Genomic DNA, 18,004 nt, shown 5'->3' with positions numbered 1-18,004 from the left:
TGCCATGCCTTTGCCCGCTTTTGACGCCATGTTGCAACCTGATGCCGCGCTGGTGGTTGCCTTCAGTGGCGGACTCGATTCAACCGTGCTGCTGCATCAGCTTCGCGGCTGGCAGCAGCAGCATCCCGAATCCCATCTGCGGGCGTTACATGTTCATCATGGGCTTAGCCCGAATGCCGATTGCTGGGCAGCGCACTGCCTGTCGGTATGCGAGCAGTGGCAACTGCCATGTGAGGTACTGCACGTTACCGTGGATGGCAGGGAAAACGGCATTGAAGCCGCCGCCCGCACCGCCCGTTATCAGGCGCTCAGTGCGGCACTGTTGCCGGGTGAAGTGTTACTGACCGCGCAGCACCTCGACGATCAGTGTGAAACCTTTATGCTGGCGCTGAAGCGCGGCAGCGGTCCGGCCGGGCTGGCGGCGATGCCTGCTGCGCGTGCGCTGGGTTCGCACCAGCTGCTGCGTCCACTGCTGAATCAGTCGCGGCTGTCGCTTGAAGCCTATGCCAGAACCCATCAGCTGGTGTGGATCGAAGATGAAAGTAATCAGGATCTTCGCTACGACCGTAACTTCCTTCGTCAGCGGCTGCTGCCGGCGCTTTACCAGCGCTGGCCCCATTTTGCTGAGGCGACAGCCCGAAGTGCGGCGTTGTGCAGTGAGCAGGAGCAGTTACTGGATGAACTGCTCACCGGACAACTCAATGAGCTCATCCAGCCAGATGGCAGCCTGCACTTTCCGCCCTTGATGGTCATGAGTGAGTTGCGTGCTAATGCGTTATTGCGCCGCTGGATCGCCGGGCAGGGCGGCAGGATGCCCTCCCGTGAAGCGCTGAAACGTATTCGCGATGAAGTCATGGCGAGCCGGGAGGATGCGCAGCCGAAGCTGCGATTCGGTCAGGCTGAACTCCGCCGCTACCGTCAGCAGCTCTACTGGCTGCCGTTGCGCAGTTCACTGCGTGCCACCGAGCTGGCATGGCCCGATCTCAGCCAGCCGCTGGTGTTACCACAGAATCTCGGCACGTTACACGCCAGCCAGGCGCAGAGCCTGTTGCGTTATCCTCAGCCGGATGAGCAGGTCAGCGTACGCTTTCATGCGCAGGGTCACGTTCATCTGGTGGGCCGTCAGGGTGGAAGGGAAATGAAAAAGTTGTGGCAGGAGTTGCAGATACCTCCGTGGCAGCGAGAACGGCTGCCGTTAATCTTTTATAACCAGACGCTGATCTGTGTTCCGAATCTGTTTGTCACCCACGCTGGCGCAGCTGTTGATCAACAGGGCTGGCAGATAGTCTGGGACAGGGCATGCAGCGCAGGGGAACAACAATAATGAAGCAATGGTTTATCGCCTTTTTAGTGGGCGCCGTATTACCAGCGTGGGCTGCGGGCGATGCGCAACGCGGCGCACAAAAAGCAGGGAGCTGCATGGCCTGCCATGGTGCAGCAGGTAAAGCGGCTGTGCCCCTCTATCCCAATCTGGCCGGGCAGCACGCACCTTATCTGGAACAGGCTTTGCACGCCTACAAAAAGGGCGAGCGCACTGGCGGCCAGGCTGAGGTGATGAAGGCATTTGTAGCGGGATTGAGTGACGGTGATATAGCTGATCTGGCGGCGTACTACAGTTCGTTGCAGCCCTGAGGGTTAACAGGGCGGGAAGGTCCCGCCCGTGATGCGTCTATTACTCAGCGCTGACAACCACCGTACCCAGTTCGGGATGGGTAAAGCTGGCAATATGGTCGAGACGTAATTCGCGATGTTCACCGGAAAGATCGATAGCCAGATATTCCACGTTCTTGCGTGAAAAAATCTCTTTGGCCTTTGCCTTGAGCTGTTCGCCATCTTTCATTTCCAGCGACAGCATCCAGGTGTTCTGGCAGGCGAGTTCCAGATTATCGTAGTCATCACAATTGATAGGTTGGTACGCTTCATTTATCAACATAGTCGCTCACCAATAAGTTAGCAGCGGCGTAGGCCGCCTGTTCCCTGACAGAAGAGTTTAGCTCAGTATTTGCGGCAATATCATTAAGTGCCTTCAATGCGCAGCCAATCGCATCCGGAATGTAACCTAAGTCTCCGCTGCCGATTTCGGCATATTTCCGGCGAACTAACTCACAATAATTTTGCACATGGCCCCCCTCAGCAGAGCGTCGATACTCTGGTTAACTGGCGACTATATCATAGCCATTTAGAGGAAATCAGCCTGCGTAAAGCAGGAACAGTGCGCGAATCACTGCTAAAGTGACAGATTCCGCTGTCTGGGACGGAATGAATCAGAGCACAAAAGGTTAATTTGATGAACAGGTTATCGGAGGTCAACGTGATTAAGGTGTGGGGAGCAAGCTGATGATTATGCTATCCCGTTCGGTTGAGATTCCGGAGAGTGAGATCGAGCTGACGGCTATTCGCGCTCAGGGCGCTGGTGGACAACATGTCAACAAAGCCAGCACGGCCATTCATCTGCGCTTTGATATTGCTGCTTCTTCGCTGCCCGCGTTTTATAAAGAGCGGCTGCTCACTGCCAGTCATCATTTGATTACCGGAGATGGCGTGGTGGTGATCAAGGCGCAGGAGTATCGCAGTCAGGAGATGAATCGTGAAGCGGCGCTGCAACGTCTGGTCAATCTGATCCAGGAGCTGAGTACCGTGGAAAAAGCCCGGCGCGCTACGCGGCCGACCCGCGCCTCGAAAGAGCGTCGTCTGGAAGGAAAAGCCCGTCGCAGTTCGACGAAATCGATGCGCGGCAAGGTGCAATAAAAAACGCCCCGCAGGCGGGGCGTTTGAGTACTGATCAGGCAGCTCAGCGTGACTCTGGCAGCAACGAATAAGCGCATGGCGAAGGGAACAGGGTCAGAAGAGGAAAGCGTCCCGCGCCATGGACAAAAACGCCGGGAGCGTTTTTGAACAACGCCATGCGTTGGCCCGGTCAGGGCGCACCTCATGGATGAGGTGCGTAATCGCGCGGGCCGAGCATGCCATGGATGGCGGCTTTTGCGTCTTTCCGATCTGACCCTGTTTCCTGAGCAGATACGGAATTACAGCAACCGGGCAAACTCTTAAGCTGTTAGAGGCCACACAAGCAAGTTATCTGACCTTTCCTTCACAATTTACTTGTTCAGTGCTTTCAGCAGGAACTCAACAATTTCATCCTGCTTAATCATCTGCTTCTCACCGGCACGACGTGATTTGTATTCAATCTCCTGGTTGTCGAGATTGCGATCGCCGATGACGATGGTGTGTGGTACCCCGATCAGTTCCATATCGGCAAACATCACGCCCGGACGCTCTTTGCGGTCATCCAGGATAACTTCAACGCCTTTGGCACGCAGCGTGGCATATAACTCTTCTGCCAGCTCTTTAACACGGAACGATTTCTGCATATTCATCGGCAGAATCGCCACCTCGAACGGTGCCAGTGCGGCTGGCCAGATGATGCCACGATCGTCATGGTTTTGCTCAATGGCTGCCGCCACCACGCGAGTGATGCCGATGCCGTAGCAGCCCATGCTCATCACCTGATTACGGCCATCTTCACCCTGAACGGAAGCTTTCAGCGCGTCAGAATACTTAGTACCGAGCTGGAAGATATGACCGACTTCAATACCACGTTTAATCTGCAGCGTGCCTTTGCCATCCGGGCTTAAATCGCCTTCGACCACATTACGGATATCCGCAACGCTGGCCAGCGGCAGATCGCGCTCCCAGTTAATGCCGAAGTAGTGTTTACCATCGACGTTGGCACCGGCGCTGAAATCGCTCATCTTCGCCACGGTACGGTCAGCAATGATCGGCATCTGCAGACCCACAGGCCCGATTGAACCCGGACCCGCACCCACTGCGGCGCGAATCTCTTCTTCCGTCGCGAACACCAGCGGCGATGCAACGATGGCTGACTTCTCTGCTTTGATCTCATTCAGCTGATGATCGCCGCGAACCAGCAGGGCAACCAGCGCGTGACCGCTCTCTTCTGCACCTTTAACAATCAGCGTTTTCACTGTCTTTTCGACAGGTACATTGAATTGCTCAACCAGCTCCGCGATGGTTTTTGCGTCTGGTGTTTCGACCAGCTGCATCTCCTGAGATGGTGCGGCACGTTCACCGGCCGGTGCGACGGCTTCGGCCAGCTCAATGTTAGCGGCGTAATCAGAATCGGTAGAGAAAATCACATCATCTTCACCGCTCTGCGCCAGCACCTGGAACTCATGTGATGCGCTGCCGCCGATAGAGCCGGTATCGGCCTGCACAGCACGGAAATCCAGTCCCATACGGCTGAAGATCTGACTATAGGCGCGGTACATCGCGTCATAGGTTTCCTGCAGCGACGCCTGCGACGTATGGAACGAGTAAGCATCTTTCATGATGAACTCACGTGAACGCATCACGCCAAAACGTGGACGCACTTCATCACGGAATTTGGTCTGAATCTGATACAGGTTGAGCGGCAACTGCTTATAAGAGCTCAGTTCGTTGCGGATCAGGTCAGTGACCACCTCTTCATGCGTCGGACCCAGCACGAACGGACGCTCGTGGCGATCGGCAATACGTAACAGTTCCGGGCCATACTCCTCCCAGCGACCGCTCTCCTGCCACAGGTCGGCGGGCTGCACAACCGGCATTAAAATCTCAACAGCGCCCGCGTTGTTCATCTCTTCACGCACGATGTTTTCGACTTTTTTCAGCACGCGAACCCCGGTCGGTAACCAGGTGTACAAGCCAGAAGCCAGTTTGCGGATCATACCGGCGCGCAGCATCAGCTGGTGGCTGATCACTTCAGCGTCGGAAGGCGTCTCTTTCTGAGTAGAGAGCAGATATTGAGTAGTACGCATTGATTACGGTTCCAGTTGATCGGAAAGTCACAGACAGAATTTTGCTGGCGGCTAGTGTACCAGTGAGATCACCGCCTCAAAAGCGGGTTTTAACGCGGGTCGATAGCGATCACTTCAGTACCGGCATCATCAATGCGCCAGCGGACATTAAAATCCATCAGCCAGGCCGCATATTCCCGCGCCTGCGTTTCGCCCTGACGATAAGCCGGACGGGGATCCTGTGCCAGCACTTCACGGATAAAGCGTGCCAGATTGGGGTAGCGCGACTGCTGCTGAAGCTGCTGCTGGGCCAGTGCGGAGAAGCGAACCGGCATATCAGCCGCAGGGGCAGCCTGAGCAAAACCTGCCTGGGCATGAGGCAGCGCTTCGGCAAAAGGCAGATAAGGTTTGATATCCACTACCGGAGTACCATCGACCAGGTCCAGACTGCCAAGCTGCAGAATCACCTGCTGCTTCTCAATTCTGACACCTTTCAGTTCAACCAGCGACATCCCAATGGGGTTGGGACGGAACGTGGAACGTGTCGCGAAAACACCCATGCGCGCATTGCCGCCCAGACGGGGAGGGCGAACCGTGGGACGCCAGCCACCTTCCATCGTCTGATGGAAAACAAACAGCAGCCAGAGATGGCTGAACGCTTCCAGTCCACGTACCGCTTCCGGCTGATTGTAAGGTGGCTGCAGATGAAGCTCGCCGCCGCCATCCTGCACCAGGCCTGGCTGACGCGGTACGGCAAACTTCTCCTTCCACGGCGAACGAATTACCCCAATTTGCGCAAAGGCGAATTCACTCATTGATTGCTGACTTTCAGCGCTGAACCCTGACACACCGCCTGGCGATAACAGCCTGGTGTGCCGGTAACGATTTCACACTGATGCAGCAGCACTGCATTGGCTTTCATCTGTGATGCTTTGATCTGCAGACGTTTCCGTGCTGTAGCGATATTGGCCGGGGAGTTCTGATTGCTCATCTGGCAATCTTCAGCGGAGACTTCACCCAGATCGCGGAACGGCTTACTGACCAGATCGGCGGCATCGGTATAGAGCTTAACGGGTGCGGGTCGTGCCACAGGCTTATGGGTCGGTTCACTGGATTGCTGCGGCCGGGACGGTGCGCTGCTTATCGGGTGATACTCATGAACACACCCTGTCAGCATCAATGCTAACAAGCAGAGCGGTAAAAAACGCATGGCAACATCCTCAGGTTTCAAAAAGTGGCGTTATTGAAACAAGGACAAGAATAAATAACAAGTCGGGCAGGGCACCCAATAGCAGAAAGGGCGGCATAGCGCCGCCCTTAGGGAGATCACGGACTGAATTACCAGCCTTTAACCGCGCCGCCGTTAAAGACTTTATTAGCTTCTGCGTTAACTTCGTCAGACTGGTAAGCCTTAACGAATTTCTTCACGTTTTCCGCATCTTTATTATCTTCACGCGCGACAATCAGGTTCACATAAGGTGAATCTTTATCTTCGACGAAAATGCCATCTTTCGCGGGTGTCAGGCCAATCTGGCTCGCGTAAGTGGTGTTGATCACTGCCAGAGCAATCTGCTGATCGTCCAGTGAACGTGGCAGCTGTGGCGCTTCCAGCTCAACAATTTTCAGATGCTTAGGGTTCTCAGTGATATCCAGTGAGGTTGGCAGCAAGCCCACGCCATCTTTCAGTTTGATCAGACCGACTTTCTGCAGCAGCAGCAGTGTACGGCCCAGGTTGGTCGGATCGTTTGGAATAGCAACCTGCGCGCCATCCTGCAGCTCATCCAGTGATTTGATCTTCTTCGAATAGCCCGCGATTGGGTAGACGAAAGAATTACCCACTGAAACCAGCTTGTAGCCACGATCTTTGATCTGCTGATCAAGGTAAGGTTTGTGCTGGAAGGCGTTAACGTCGATATCGCCTTTGCTCAGCGCTTCATTCGGCAGAACGTAATCGTTGAAAGTGACCAGCTCAACGTCCAGACCATACTTATCTTTAGCCACTTTCTGCGCGGCTTCAGCAACCTGCTGCTCAGCACCGACAATCACGCCCACTTTGATGTGGTTAGGGTCTTTCTCTTTTTGATCGCAACCTGCCAGCGCAATCGCGCCAATCAGTGCACCCACAGCGGCAATTTTCTTGAATCTGAAAGACATATCCTTTCCTTCTTAATAATGTGATATTGCTTACTTATGGGACACAGCATGCACGATGCGGTCGCCACAGAATTGAATGAGATACACTAAAACCACTAACAACACTAATACCGTATTCATCACAGTGGCGTTATATCCGATATAACCATACTGATAACCGATCTGGCCCAGGCCACCGGCACCCACCGCGCCACCCATGGCGGAGTAACCGACCAGCGTAATCAGCGTGATGGTCGCCGCGTTCACCAGGCCCGGCATCGCTTCCGGCAGCAGAACTTTACGGATGATCTGCATTGGCGTGGCACCCATGGCACGTGACGCTTCAATCAGGCCGGTTGGCAGTTCCAGTAAGGCGTTTTCAACCATACGCGCAATAAACGGCGCAGCACCGACGGTCAACGGCACGATAGCCGCCTGCAGTCCGATTGAGGTGCCGACGATCACGCGGGTAAAGGGAATCATCCAGACCAGCAGGATAATGAAAGGAATCGAGCGGAAGATATTTACCAGCGCGGAAAGCACGCGATAAAGACCCTGATTCTGAAGAATCTGTCCTGGACGGGTCACATAGAGTAAAACGCCGACCGGCAGGCCCAGCACAAAACCGAAAAAACCTGAGACGAAGGTCATCATCAGCGTTTCCCACACGCCCCGTCCCAGCAACCACATCATCGCTTCAGACATAACCTAACACCTCTACTTTCACATGATTCTCCTTCAGCCAGGCAATCGCCTCGCGGGTATCGCTCTCTGTGCCGTGCATTTCTGCCAGCATAATGCCGAACTTCACGCCACCGGCGTAATCCATCTGCGCACTGATAATGTTGTTATTCACGTTGTAACGGCGGGCCGCTTCGGAAAGCAGCGGCGCATCAACCGATTTACCGGTGAATTCCAGTCGCAGCAGCGGCACGGTATTTTCAGATGCGGTGGCAGAAAGACGCTGCTGATAGTCATCCGGGATATCCAGATGCAGCGTGGACTGAATAAACTGCTGCGCCAGTGGCGTTTTAGGATGAGAGAAGACTTCGCTGACACTATCTTTCTCAATCAGCTCACCGTGACTGATGACCGCAACCTGATCGCAGATGCGTTTCACCACATCCATCTCATGGGTAATCAGCAGAATCGTCAGCCCCAGGCGGCGGTTGATGTCTTTGAGCAATTCCAGAATTGAACGTGTGGTCGCGGGATCCAGTGCGCTGGTCGCTTCATCACACAGCAGGACCTTGGGATTACTGGCCAGGGCACGAGCAATCGCGACGCGCTGCTTCTGTCCGCCCGACAGATTGGCGGGCCAGGCATCATGCTTATCGGATAATCCCACCAGTTCCAGCAACTCAGTGACGCGAGCGTTGATCTGCGCACGCGAGAGATTACCCAGTTCCAGTGGCAGAGAGACATTGCCCGCAACCGTTCGTGAGTTCATCAGGTTAAAATGCTGGAAGATCATGCCGATCTGGCGGCGCGCCTGGGTTAACTGGCGTTCGTTGAGTGCGGTTAAATCCGCCCCATCGACCAGTACGCGGCCCGAGGTTGGGCGCTCCAGCAGGTTAACGCAACGAATCAGTGTACTTTTACCGGCACCGGAAGCGCCGATAACGCCATAAATCTGTCCGGCAGGCACATGCAGGCTCACATCCGTTAATGCCGGAATAGTCCGCGAGCCTTGCTGAAACACTTTGGTGATATTTTCAAGTTTAATCATTATGTTATTAATTATCGTATTGCGTTGTCCGTGGTGTGGGAAACCTCGTCGCTTTTGTTCATTATAAAAGCTGGATGGATGTTAAGGCATCCAGACGTCTAAATCAATGAAAGTGATTCAATCTGACATTCTCCCTTTTATAGCAATCATGCGATACTGATCGGCAATTTTTACAGCAGGAGTTTCTACGTGGCGAATAAAGTCCCCGCTATTTTTCTTGATCGTGATGGCACCCTTAATGTCGATAATGGCTATGTCCATGAGATTGATGACTTCCAGTTTATTGACGGCACCATTGAAGCGCTGCAACAACTGAAGGCAATGGGATATGCGCTGGTGGTTGTGACCAATCAGTCTGGTATCGCGCGCGGTATGTTTACCGAAGATACCTTTATGCGGCTGACTGAGTGGATGGACTGGTCGCTGGCCGATCGCGACGTTGATCTTGATGGCATCTATTTCTGTCCTCACCATCCTGAAGCAACAGTTGAAGCGTTTCGTCAGGAATGTGACTGCCGTAAGCCGCAGCCAGGCATGCTGCTGACGGCACAGGAAGAGCTGCACATTGATATGGCTGCTTCTTATATGGTGGGTGACAAGCTGGAGGATATGCTGGCCGGGCAGGCTGCCGGTGTCGGCACCAAAGTGCTGGTGCGCAGTGGCAAACCGATTACCGCTGAAGGTGAAGCCGCAGCAGATTGGGTAATTAATAGCCTTGCAGAGCTGCCAGGACGCATTAAAAAGGGTTAAAACGGCGCTTTTGTGCAAATTTCAGGCGAACAGTGAAAAAGTTGTAATTTGCACTTGCGCTATCTCAGCCGTTCCCTATAATGCGCCTCCACTGACACGGCAAACCGGCAACGGAAAACGGGTTGAGAGGCACAGGAGACTGCGCCGCCGGAGAAAAACTTCTGAAATAGAGGTTGACTCTGCAGGAGGAAAGCGTAATATACGCCACCTCGCGACAGGACGCTAACGCACTGTTCGCACTGCTCTTTAACAATTTATCAGACAATCTGTGTGGGCACTCGCAGGATTGATATCAGCGTCTTAGGACGTAAAAAAATATCAAAGCCTCACGAGTGAACACATAATGAAATTCATTATGACGTTTTACAGATGAGCACCGCTTAACTTGTTTAAGCAAATCAAACTTAAATTGAAGAGTTTGATCATGGCTCAGATTGAACGCTGGCGGCAGGCCTAACACATGCAAGTCGGACGGTAGCACAGAGAGCTTGCTCTTGGGTGACGAGTGGCGGACGGGTGAGTAATGTCTGGGGATCTGCCCGATAGAGGGGGATAACCACTGGAAACGGTGGCTAATACCGCATAACGTCGCAAGACCAAAGAGGGGGACCTTCGGGCCTCTCACTATCGGATGAACCCAGATGGGATTAGCTAGTAGGCGGGGTAATGGCCCACCTAGGCGACGATCCCTAGCTGGTCTGAGAGGATGACCAGCCACACTGGAACTGAGACACGGTCCAGACTCCTACGGGAGGCAGCAGTGGGGAATATTGCACAATGGGCGCAAGCCTGATGCAGCCATGCCGCGTGTATGAAGAAGGCCTTCGGGTTGTAAAGTACTTTCAGCGGGGAGGAAGGCGATGTGGTTAATAACCGCATCGATTGACGTTACCCGCAGAAGAAGCACCGGCTAACTCCGTGCCAGCAGCCGCGGTAATACGGAGGGTGCAAGCGTTAATCGGAATTACTGGGCGTAAAGCGCACGCAGGCGGTCTGTTAAGTCAGATGTGAAATCCCCGGGCTTAACCTGGGAACTGCATTTGAAACTGGCAGGCTTGAGTCTTGTAGAGGGGGGTAGAATTCCAGGTGTAGCGGTGAAATGCGTAGAGATCTGGAGGAATACCGGTGGCGAAGGCGGCCCCCTGGACAAAGACTGACGCTCAGGTGCGAAAGCGTGGGGAGCAAACAGGATTAGATACCCTGGTAGTCCACGCCGTAAACGATGTCGACTTGGAGGTTGTTCCCTTGAGGAGTGGCTTCCGGAGCTAACGCGTTAAGTCGACCGCCTGGGGAGTACGGCCGCAAGGTTAAAACTCAAATGAATTGACGGGGGCCCGCACAAGCGGTGGAGCATGTGGTTTAATTCGATGCAACGCGAAGAACCTTACCTACTCTTGACATCCAGAGAACTTTCCAGAGATGGATTGGTGCCTTCGGGAACTCTGAGACAGGTGCTGCATGGCTGTCGTCAGCTCGTGTTGTGAAATGTTGGGTTAAGTCCCGCAACGAGCGCAACCCTTATCCTTTGTTGCCAGCGCGTGATGGCGGGAACTCAAAGGAGACTGCCGGTGATAAACCGGAGGAAGGTGGGGATGACGTCAAGTCATCATGGCCCTTACGAGTAGGGCTACACACGTGCTACAATGGCGCATACAAAGAGAAGCGACCTCGCGAGAGCAAGCGGACCTCACAAAGTGCGTCGTAGTCCGGATCGGAGTCTGCAACTCGACTCCGTGAAGTCGGAATCGCTAGTAATCGTGGATCAGAATGCCACGGTGAATACGTTCCCGGGCCTTGTACACACCGCCCGTCACACCATGGGAGTGGGTTGCAAAAGAAGTAGGTAGCTTAACCTTCGGGAGGGCGCTTACCACTTTGTGATTCATGACTGGGGTGAAGTCGTAACAAGGTAACCGTAGGGGAACCTGCGGTTGGATCACCTCCTTACCTGAAGATACCTTCCCGCGCAGTGTCCACACAGATTGTCTGATAAAAAGTAATGAGCAGGACGGCTGCGAAGTCGTGACACTATCGTGTCCCCTTCGTCTAGCGGTTAGGACTCCGCCCTTTCACGGCGGCAACAGGGGTTCGAATCCCCTAGGGGACGCCACCTGCTTGGTGACAGGTGAAAGATGTCTCCATACAGTATCTCAAAACCGTTCTGGTTGCGTAAGCAGCCGTGGCGCGTTTGAGATATTTGCTCTTTAACAATCCGGAACAAGCTGAAAATTGAAACGACGTGTCGTTTTCATTCTCCGTAATAAGAATGAAAAGCGCGACACGTTCGAGTCTCTCAAATGCTTGCAGCTCGCAGCGTTGTAAAACGCCTGTGGGTTGTGAGGTTAAGCGACTAAGCGTACACGGTGGATGCCCAGGCAGTCAGAGGCGATGAAGGACGTGCTAATCTGCGTAAAGCGACGGTAAGGTGATATGAACCGCTACAGCCGTCGATGTCCGAATGGGGAAACCCGGTGCACTCTGTGCATCATTGCAGCATGAATACATAGTGCTGCAAGGCGAACCGGGGGAACTGAAACATCTAAGTACCCCGAGGAAAAGAAATCAACCGAGATTCCCCCAGTAGCGGCGAGCGAACGGGGAGCAGCCCAGAGCCTGAATCAGCATGTGTGTTAGTGGAAGCGTCTGGAAAGTCGCAGGGTACAGGGTGATACTCCCGTACACAAAAGCGCATATGCTGTGAGCTCGATGAGTAAGGCGGGACACGTGGTATCCTGTCTGAATATGGGGGGACCATCCTCCAAGGCTAAATACTCCTGACTGACCGATAGTGAACCAGTACCGTGAGGGAAAGGCGAAAAGAACCCCGGCGAGGGGAGTGAAACAGAACCTGAAACCGTGTACGTACAAGCAGTGGGAGCCTTCTTTATGGGGGTGACTGCGTACCTTTTGTATAATGGGTCAGCGACTTATATTCTGTAGCAAGGTTAACCGTATAGGGGAGCCGCAGGGAAACCGAGTCTTAACTGGGCGTTAAGTTGCAGGGTATAGACCCGAAACCCGGTGATCTAGCCATGGGCAGGTTGAAGGTTGGGTAACACTAACTGGAGGACCGAACCGACTAATGTTGAAAAATTAGCGGATGACCTGTGGCTGGGGGTGAAAGGCCAATCAAACCGGGAGATAGCTGGTTCTCCCCGAAAGCTATTTAGGTAGCGCCTCGTGAACTCATCTCCGGGGGTAGAGCACTGTTTCGGCTAGGGGGCCATCCCGGCTTACCAACCCGATGCAAACTGCGAATACCGGAGAATGTTATCACGGGAGACACACGGCGGGTGCTAACGTCCGTCGTGAAGAGGGAAACAACCCAGACCGCCAGCTAAGGTCCCAAAGTCATGGTTAAGTGGGAAACGATGTGGGAAGGCACAGACAGCCAGGATGTTGGCTTAGAAGCAGCCATCATTTAAAGAAAGCGTAATAGCTCACTGGTCGAGTCGGCCTGCGCGGAAGATGTAACGGGGCTAAACCATGCACCGAAGCTGCGGCAGCGACACTATGTGTTGTTGGGTAGGGGAGCGTTCTGTAAGCCGTCGAAGGTGTGCTGTGAGGCATGCTGGAGGTATCAGAAGTGCGAATGCTGACATAAGTAACGATAAAGCGGGTGAAAAGCCCGCTCGCCGGAAGACCAAGGGTTCCTGTTCAACGTTAATCGGAGCAGGGTGAGTCGACCCCTAAGGCGAGGCCGAAAGGCGTAGTCGATGGGAAACAGGTTAATATTCCTGTACTCGGTGTTACTGCGAAGGGGGGACGGAGAAGGCTATATCAGCCGGGCGACGGTTGTCCCGGTTTAAGCGTGTAGGCGGAGGGTCCAGGTAAATCCGGTCCCTTATCAACGCTGAGGCGTGACGACGAGGCACTACGGTGCTGAAGTGATAAATGCCCAGCTTCCAGGAAAAGCCTCTAAGCATCAGGTAACACAGAATCGTACCCCAAACCGACACAGGTGGTCAGGTAGAGAATACCAAGGCGCTTGAGAGAACTCGGGTGAAGGAACTAGGCAAAATGGTGCCGTAACTTCGGGAGAAGGCACGCTGGCGCGTAGGTGGAGGGACTTGCTCCCCGAGCCGAAGCCAGTCGAAGATACCAGCTGGCTGCAACTGTTTATTAAAAACACAGCACTGTGCAAACACGAAAGTGGACGTATACGGTGTGACGCCTGCCCGGTGCCGGAAGGTTAATTGATGGGGTTATCCGTAAGGAGAAGCTCTTGATCGAAGCCCCGGTAAACGGCGGCCGTAACTATAACGGTCCTAAGGTAGCGAAATTCCTTGTCGGGTAAGTTCCGACCTGCACGAATGGCGTAATGATGGCCAGGCTGTCTCCACCCGAGACTCAGTGAAATTGAACTCGCTGTGAAGATGCAGTGTACCCGCGGCAAGACGGAAAGACCCCGTGAACCTTTACTACAGCTTGACACTGAACATTGAGCCTTGATGTGTAGGATAGGTGGGAGGCTTTGAAGCGCGGACGCCAGTTCGCGTGGAGCCAACCTTGAAATACCACCCTTTAATGTTTGATGTTCTAACGTAGGCCCGTGATCCGGGCTGCGGACAGTGTCTGGTGGGTAGTTTGACTGGGGCGGTCTCCTCCTAAAGAGTAACGGAGGAGCACGAAGGTCAGCTAATCACGGTCGGACATCGTGAGGTTAGTGCAATGGCATAAGCTGGCTTGACTGCGAGAGTGACGGCTCGAGCAGGTGCGAAAGCAGGTCATAGTGATCCGGTGGTTCTGAATGGAAGGGCCATCGCTCAACGGATAAAAGGTACTCCGGGGATAACAGGCTGATACCGCCCAAGAGTTCATATCGACGGCGGTGTTTGGCACCTCGATGTCGGCTCATCACATCCTGGGGCTGAAGTAGGTCCCAAGGGTACGGCTGTTCGCCGTTTAAAGTGGTACGCGAGCTGGGTTTAGAACGTCGTGAGACAGTTCGGTCCCTATCTGCCGTGGGCGCTGGAGAATTGAGGGGGGTTGCTCCTAGTACGAGAGGACCGGAGTGAACGCACCACTGGTGTTCGGGTTGTCATGCCAATGGCATTGCCCGGTAGCTAAGTGCGGAAAAGATAAGTGCTGAAAGCATCTAAGCACGAAACTTGCCCCGAGATGAGTTCTCCCTGACTCCTTGAGAGTCCTGAAGGGACGTTGAAGACTACGACGTTGATAGGCCGGGTGTGTAAGCGCAGCGATGCGTTGAGCTAACCGGTACTAATGACCCGTGAGGCTTAACCTTACAACGCCAGAGGCGTTTTTGAGAGACACGATTTTCAGCCTGTACCGGATATATCTGCGCGGCCTTAAGGGGCGGCGCGGAGAACAGAATCTGCCTGGCGGCTTTAGCGCGGTGGTCCCACCTGACCCCATGCCGAACTCAGAAGTGAAACGCCGTAGCGCCGATGGTAGTGTGGGGTCTCCCCATGCGAGAGTAGGGAACTGCCAGGCATTAAATTCGTTCCTTTTCCCCTGACAAGGAAAGCAACAGGAACAGACGGTTCTCAGCCGGTTGCTGAGAACCGTGAAAGAATCGGTGGAGCGGTAGTTCAGTTGGTTAGAATACCTGCCTGTCACGCAGGGGGTCGCGGGTTCGAGCCCCGTCCGTTCCGCCACTTAATTGGAAAGCCCTGACTTAACGGTCAGGGCTTTTTCCATTGCAGCTAAATCAGCCCGGGAAGTTCGCGCACTGATTCCCATCGATCTGCAGGATCATGTTAACGACAGCTGATAATCTGAACATAAAGCAATAATCCCGTTGTCGATTCCACCATTACGAATGTGTTCGGTTAAACGCCGACAACGCCAGCCTCTAAAGCGTTCATATACGCTGTCGCTGCTCAGCTGTCCAGTCAGTGAGAAAATCGATAAAGCCCGCACCCAGGCTGGCTCACCCCAGTGTTGTAGCAGTCAACCGCATTAAGGCGCATCCCGACCGGCAAACGTAGTGGCTGCACAGGTGCTCCCTCCGCCACTTCACAATCGATCATAAAGTTCGAAAGACGGCTAATATCCTTACCCCTAAAACAGAGCTGTTTAATTGTCTGCCCACTGTCAGGGCTCAATGATGATAAAGACAACATCGCCTCCCGATCTGCCTCGATTTGCTTAGCGAGCGAAAAAGGGCTGCTTTATGCTGGAAATGCGTGATGAATTCCGACATTCACCTGCATCCATTGAAACCCCGGTCTAGAATCCCTATAACAGACAGGTGTTAACTGTATTTTTGAATCATCAGCCAGGCGGGAAAGTGCGCAAAAAAACTTATGCAATGCGATATGTAGCAGGACAACCAGTGGAACAGATCTTTCCACCTGGCGCGATGCTCCATCTCGGTCAGGCACTGCCTCCCGGCGCCCCGTTGCCAGCGCATCCAAACCTCAAGGTCCTGGTATGGAACATCTTTAAGCAGCAACGCGCGGATTGGATGTCAGTACTGGAAGGATTTGGTAAGGATGCACATCTTGTATTACTGCAGGAGGCGCAGACCACACCTGAACTGGTGGAGTTTGCGACCAGTAACTATCTGGCTGCCGATCAGGTGCCCGCGTTTGTGCTGCCTCAGCACCCCTCTGGAGTGATGACACTTGCCTCTGCGCACCCGGTCTATTGTTGTCCGTTACGTGAGCGAGAACCTCTGCTGAGGCTGTCAAAATCGGCACTGGTCACGGCTTACCCTCTGCCGGCCGGTGATATGCTGATGGTCGTCAACATCCATGCGGTTAACTTCAGCCTCGGTGTGGACGTTTACAGTAAACAGCTGGGACCTATTGGTGAGCAGATTATGCACCACCAGGGACCGGTAATTATGGCCGGTGATTTTAATGCATGGAGCCGTCAGCGCATCAATGCGCTCTACCGGTTTGCACAGCGGATGAAACTGGAAGAAGTCATGTTTACTGCCGACCATCGTCGTAAAGCGTTTGGCCGCCCGCTGGATTTCGTCTTCTATCGCGATCTCAGAGTGAGCGAAGCATCCGTACTGGTCACGCGCGCGTCCGACCATAATCCGCTACTGGTGGAGTTCAGTTCAGGACGTTAGTAAGAGACATTAAGGCTGCCAGCAGAAGGCAAGGGAAGGGGAGGGGAATGCGTAAACGGCGGCAGATGCATAAAAGAAAAAGGCTGACAATTGTCAGCCTTTTCAACGTATCAGGTATCAGGGGTTGCGTTATTATTCACAAACAGCGTTAAGTTATCGCCGGGTTGAATATCTTTCGCATTGTCCAGCACACTGTTCCAGCGCATCACGTCTTTAATATTGACGCCGTGATGACGGGCAATACTGTCAAGAGAATCACCCTTACGAACACGGTAGGTGATGCTGTTGCCGTTATCAGCCAGTCGGGTGCCATTCGAACCGATAGTCAGAGTCTGACCCGGTCGGATATCAGCACCGCGCAGGTTGTTTTCCTGCTTCAGTGTCGAGACGCTGACGCCAAGTTTAGCGGCGATACCAGAAAGCGTATCCCCGCGTCGCACTTTATACCCGCCACTCGCGCTGGCTTTTGCAAGCTGCGTCGGCTGTACTGCTGCGATGTCACCGGAAGCCAGTGAGTTACGCAGTTTAGCGACGTTCGACTTCGGCACCATAATATAGTGCGGGCCGTTTGGCGCTGTTGCACCGCCTTTGTAGCCGGTATTGAAGCTCTTCAGTTTCGTGAGCGACATACCTGCCATTTCGGCAGCCTGCGTCAGCTGTATCTGCTGACCCACTTCCACTCGCGCCAGAGCACGACTTTCATTAGGTGTCGGCAGTTTGATACCGTAACGCTTGTTATTTTTGAGCAGTTCACTCAGAGCTAACATTTTAGGCACATACACGGTTGTTTCGCGTGGCAGCGATAAATGCCAGAAGTCAGTCGGCTTACCGCGCGCCTTGTTTTGCTTAATCGCTTTAAGCACACGTCCTTCACCACTGTTATAGGCGGCGATGGTTAATAACCAGTCACCGTCAAACATAGTGTTAAGACGCTGCATCATATCCAGCGCAACTTTCGTGGATGCGACCACATCACGTCGCCCATCGTAATACTGGTTTTGTTTCAAACCATAGTTTCGACCCGTAGCTGCAACAATCTGCCAGATGCCAGCGGCATTGGCGGATGACGTTGCCCGGGGGTCAAAAGCGCTCTCCACTATGGGTAGCAGTACCAGTTCCATCGGCATTTTACGTTTCTGTATCTGCTCGACTATCCAGTACATGTACGGCTCTGCCCGTAATGTTACATCGTGGAGATAGCTCTTATTTTTTAAAAATTTTCTTTTTTGTTCGCGGATTGCCGGGTTTTCCGGAATCCCCATCTTCAACTCGTCACTAATGAAACTCCAGAGATCTGCGTCTGCTGCGAGGCCAGTTCCATCTTCCTGCCATCGCGGCGACAAAAACTCGTCTCCGTACTTTCCATTTTCACCTTGACCAGCTGAAGACAGACTCTGTGCATGCTGTTCGGGAATATTGGCATCGTTCCTGGACGCCTGACATCCCACCAGCAAGACTGAGGCGAGTAATATCGCTTTAGCCTTCATATGTGTGTCAATAGTTCGCTTAAAAGACGAGCAACTATACGTGACGACTTTTCACAACACA

General features: G+C 53.6%; 14 protein-coding genes, 2 tRNA genes and 3 rRNA genes. 10 read left to right on the top strand and 9 right to left on the bottom strand.

Going from position 1 to position 18,004, the window contains the following annotated elements; translation table 11 throughout:
- The first annotated feature begins 4 nt into the window (after positions 1 to 4).
- Together tilS and KTJ90_RS15445 are read left to right on the top strand one after the other, a co-directional pair.
- The gene (gene tilS / locus KTJ90_RS15450; protein WP_283543539.1) at positions 5 to 1,324 is read left to right on the top strand and encodes a tRNA lysidine(34) synthetase TilS; all 1,320 of its coding nucleotides are present in this window, start codon (positions 5 to 7) and stop codon (positions 1,322 to 1,324) included.
- On the top strand, positions 1,324 to 1,632 hold the full coding sequence (locus KTJ90_RS15445; protein WP_105099580.1) for a c-type cytochrome: 309 nt from the start codon (positions 1,324 to 1,326) through the stop codon (positions 1,630 to 1,632). Before tilS ends, KTJ90_RS15445 begins: the two co-directional genes overlap by 1 nt.
- A 40-nt stretch (positions 1,633 to 1,672) precedes the next feature.
- Here KTJ90_RS15445 and rof read toward each other — a convergent pair whose 3' ends face one another.
- Together rof and KTJ90_RS15435 are read right to left on the bottom strand one after the other, a co-directional pair.
- The gene (gene rof, locus KTJ90_RS15440) at positions 1,673 to 1,933 is read right to left on the bottom strand and encodes a Rho-binding antiterminator (RefSeq protein WP_008925644.1); all 261 of its coding nucleotides are present in this window, start codon (positions 1,931 to 1,933) and stop codon (positions 1,673 to 1,675) included.
- Positions 1,920 to 2,120, bottom strand: coding sequence for a YaeP family protein (locus tag KTJ90_RS15435; protein WP_003852623.1), 201 nt, complete (start codon positions 2,118 to 2,120; stop codon positions 1,920 to 1,922). The genes rof and KTJ90_RS15435 overlap by 14 nt, the downstream gene beginning before the upstream one ends.
- A gap of 217 nt (positions 2,121 to 2,337) precedes the next feature.
- Between KTJ90_RS15435 and arfB the strand changes: the two genes are divergently transcribed.
- Positions 2,338 to 2,748 (top strand): alternative ribosome rescue aminoacyl-tRNA hydrolase ArfB, encoded by a 411-nt coding sequence (gene arfB, locus KTJ90_RS15430; protein ID WP_003852622.1) that lies wholly within the window; start codon positions 2,338 to 2,340, stop codon positions 2,746 to 2,748.
- Between the two features lie 350 nt (positions 2,749 to 3,098).
- Here arfB and proS read toward each other — a convergent pair whose 3' ends face one another.
- The 6 genes from proS to metN form a co-directional block, all read right to left on the bottom strand.
- The gene (proS, locus tag KTJ90_RS15425; protein WP_003852621.1) at positions 3,099 to 4,817 is read right to left on the bottom strand and encodes a proline--tRNA ligase; all 1,719 of its coding nucleotides are present in this window, start codon (positions 4,815 to 4,817) and stop codon (positions 3,099 to 3,101) included.
- Between the two features lie 89 nt (positions 4,818 to 4,906).
- The gene (gene tsaA / locus KTJ90_RS15420; RefSeq protein ID WP_003852620.1) at positions 4,907 to 5,611 is read right to left on the bottom strand and encodes a tRNA (N6-threonylcarbamoyladenosine(37)-N6)-methyltransferase TrmO; all 705 of its coding nucleotides are present in this window, start codon (positions 5,609 to 5,611) and stop codon (positions 4,907 to 4,909) included.
- Positions 5,608 to 6,006: an envelope stress sensor lipoprotein RcsF gene (gene rcsF, locus KTJ90_RS15415; protein ID WP_003852619.1), complete on the bottom strand. Its 399-nt coding sequence runs from the start codon at positions 6,004 to 6,006 to the stop codon at positions 5,608 to 5,610. The genes tsaA and rcsF overlap by 4 nt, the downstream gene beginning before the upstream one ends.
- Positions 6,007 to 6,134: 128 nt before the next feature.
- On the bottom strand, positions 6,135 to 6,950 hold the full coding sequence (locus KTJ90_RS15410; RefSeq protein WP_003852616.1) for a MetQ/NlpA family lipoprotein: 816 nt from the start codon (positions 6,948 to 6,950) through the stop codon (positions 6,135 to 6,137).
- Between the two features lie 30 nt (positions 6,951 to 6,980).
- Positions 6,981 to 7,634, bottom strand: coding sequence for a methionine ABC transporter permease MetI (locus KTJ90_RS15405; protein WP_003852613.1), 654 nt, complete (start codon positions 7,632 to 7,634; stop codon positions 6,981 to 6,983).
- On the bottom strand, positions 7,627 to 8,658 hold the full coding sequence (gene metN / locus KTJ90_RS15400) for a methionine ABC transporter ATP-binding protein MetN (protein WP_003852611.1): 1,032 nt from the start codon (positions 8,656 to 8,658) through the stop codon (positions 7,627 to 7,629). The genes KTJ90_RS15405 and metN overlap by 8 nt, the downstream gene beginning before the upstream one ends.
- Before the next feature lie 189 nt (positions 8,659 to 8,847).
- Between metN and gmhB the strand changes: the two genes are divergently transcribed.
- The 7 genes from gmhB (at position 8,848) to KTJ90_RS15365 (ending at position 16,456) form a co-directional block, all read left to right on the top strand.
- The gene (gene gmhB, locus KTJ90_RS15395) at positions 8,848 to 9,408 is read left to right on the top strand and encodes a D-glycero-beta-D-manno-heptose 1,7-bisphosphate 7-phosphatase (protein ID WP_003852609.1); all 561 of its coding nucleotides are present in this window, start codon (positions 8,848 to 8,850) and stop codon (positions 9,406 to 9,408) included.
- 406 nt (positions 9,409 to 9,814) lie between these two features.
- Positions 9,815 to 11,355: ribosomal RNA gene (locus tag KTJ90_RS15390) — 16S ribosomal RNA — on the top strand.
- Between the two features lie 88 nt (positions 11,356 to 11,443).
- Positions 11,444 to 11,518, top strand: a tRNA-Glu gene (locus KTJ90_RS15385).
- A gap of 230 nt (positions 11,519 to 11,748) precedes the next feature.
- Positions 11,749 to 14,656: ribosomal RNA gene (locus KTJ90_RS15380) — 23S ribosomal RNA — on the top strand.
- A 93-nt stretch (positions 14,657 to 14,749) separates the two neighbouring features.
- A 5S ribosomal RNA gene (gene rrf, locus KTJ90_RS15375) occupies positions 14,750 to 14,865 on the top strand.
- Together the 16S, 23S and 5S rRNA genes with 2 tRNA genes alongside form the textbook arrangement of a ribosomal RNA operon.
- Positions 14,866 to 14,952: 87 nt before the next feature.
- Positions 14,953 to 15,029: transfer RNA gene (locus tag KTJ90_RS15370), tRNA-Asp, on the top strand.
- 635 nt (positions 15,030 to 15,664) lie between these two features.
- Complete coding sequence (locus tag KTJ90_RS15365) at positions 15,665 to 16,456, top strand: endonuclease/exonuclease/phosphatase family protein (protein ID WP_033762764.1); 792 nt, start codon at positions 15,665 to 15,667, stop codon at positions 16,454 to 16,456.
- Positions 16,457 to 16,566: 110 nt separating this feature from the next.
- Here the strand turns inward: KTJ90_RS15365 and mltD are convergent, their stop codons facing one another.
- Complete coding sequence (gene mltD, locus KTJ90_RS15360) at positions 16,567 to 17,943, bottom strand: murein transglycosylase D (protein WP_033742950.1); 1,377 nt, start codon at positions 17,941 to 17,943, stop codon at positions 16,567 to 16,569.
- Between the last annotated feature and the right edge of the window lie 61 nt (positions 17,944 to 18,004).

The sequence above is a fragment of the Pantoea jilinensis genome (assembly GCF_019104105.1).
Classification (GTDB): Bacteria; Pseudomonadota; Gammaproteobacteria; order Enterobacterales; family Enterobacteriaceae; genus Pantoea; species Pantoea eucalypti.
This window is presented reverse-complemented; position numbering and strand designations above follow the sequence as displayed.

Excerpts from the sequence above, each read along its gene's own strand:
- KTJ90_RS15410 (WP_003852616.1), bottom strand. The coding sequence starts at position 6,950 with ATGTCTTTCAGATTCAAGAAAATTGCCGCTGTGGGTGCACTGATTGGC.
- tsaA (WP_003852620.1), bottom strand. The coding sequence starts at position 5,611 with ATGAGTGAATTCGCCTTTGCGCAAATTGGGGTAATTCGTTCGCCGTGG.
- metN (WP_003852611.1), bottom strand. The coding sequence starts at position 8,658 with ATGATTAAACTTGAAAATATCACCAAAGTGTTTCAGCAAGGCTCGCGG.
- proS (WP_003852621.1), bottom strand. The coding sequence starts at position 4,817 with ATGCGTACTACTCAATATCTGCTCTCTACTCAGAAAGAGACGCCTTCC.
- rcsF (WP_003852619.1), bottom strand. The coding sequence starts at position 6,006 with ATGCGTTTTTTACCGCTCTGCTTGTTAGCATTGATGCTGACAGGGTGT.
- mltD (WP_033742950.1), bottom strand. The coding sequence starts at position 17,943 with ATGAAGGCTAAAGCGATATTACTCGCCTCAGTCTTGCTGGTGGGATGT.
- tilS (WP_283543539.1), top strand. The coding sequence starts at position 5 with ATGCCTTTGCCCGCTTTTGACGCCATGTTGCAACCTGATGCCGCGCTG.
- KTJ90_RS15405 (WP_003852613.1), bottom strand. The coding sequence starts at position 7,634 with ATGTCTGAAGCGATGATGTGGTTGCTGGGACGGGGCGTGTGGGAAACG.
- rof (WP_008925644.1), bottom strand. The coding sequence starts at position 1,933 with ATGTTGATAAATGAAGCGTACCAACCTATCAATTGTGATGACTACGAT.
- arfB (WP_003852622.1), top strand. The coding sequence starts at position 2,338 with ATGATTATGCTATCCCGTTCGGTTGAGATTCCGGAGAGTGAGATCGAG.
- KTJ90_RS15445 (WP_105099580.1), top strand. The coding sequence starts at position 1,324 with ATGAAGCAATGGTTTATCGCCTTTTTAGTGGGCGCCGTATTACCAGCG.